General features: G+C 26.0%; 1 protein-coding gene. It reads left to right on the forward strand.

The features are described from left to right. Positions 1-39: 39 nt before the first annotated feature. Positions 40-976, forward strand: a 937-nt coding sequence (locus tag DW963_RS13125; RefSeq protein WP_147347608.1) for an oligosaccharide flippase family protein, incomplete at its 3' end; no start/stop codon positions are given.

Here is a 976-nt window from a genome sequence, read left to right on the forward strand (position 1 = left end):
GAAAAAATTTTTTTTTTTTTTTTGGGCCTTCCATAAATAATGATGTTTTTATTTGTAAAAAATAGTAAAGATGGGGCAATTTATGCAATGATTTCTGTTTTTGCAACAGGAGCTGGTAATATATTGAATATTATTTATTCACATAATTATATTGATTATCAAAGATTTGAAGATTATGAAATAAAAAAACATATAAAACCCATTTTAATTCTTTTTGCTACAACGCTGGCAGTAAATGTATATTCAAGTTTGGATACTGTTATGCTTGGTTTTTTTAAAGGTGATTACGCAACAGGGATATATTCGGTTGCGGTAAAAATAAAAACAATTCTTATAACACTTGTCTCTTCATTTAGTGTAGTTATGATGTCAAGAATATCTTATATAGAAAAGGATGGAGAGGACAATGTTTATTCTTTGTTAATTAAATCCTTTGATTTTTTATCATTTTTAACGATACCGCTATGTTGTTTTTTTGTAATAATGTCAAAAGAAAGTGTGTGTTTTATTTCAGGATATGACTACATTCTTGCAAGTACTCCTATGTTGATCTTAATGCCTACAATTATTATTTCTTCATTGTCACAAATTATAGGAAGTCAATACTCAGTTTCTATTGGAAAAGAAAAAAATTTAATGATTGCTGTTGTAAGTGGGGCTATTATTAATATAATTTTTAATGCGATATTAATTCCTAGATATTCATATAATGGAGCTGCAATAGGAACAGTTATAGCAGAAATTACACAGTTTGTCATTCAAATTATTTTAGCAAAAGAAATGGTTATTCAAGTTTTTGATATAAAACAACCGTTAAAAGCTGTTGTTGGAGCAGTAATAGCATCAATAGTTGTAGGATGTTTTAAATTCTATATGAATTTTACAAATTTATTTTTGGAATTGCTTTTATTAGCCTTTGTATTTTTTGTGGTTTATATATTAATTATGTATTTGTTGAAATATTCTTTGTTAGAAT

The organism is Eubacterium sp. AM46-8, assembly GCF_003466705.1.
Classification (GTDB): Bacteria; Bacillota; Clostridia; order Lachnospirales; family Lachnospiraceae; genus Lachnospira.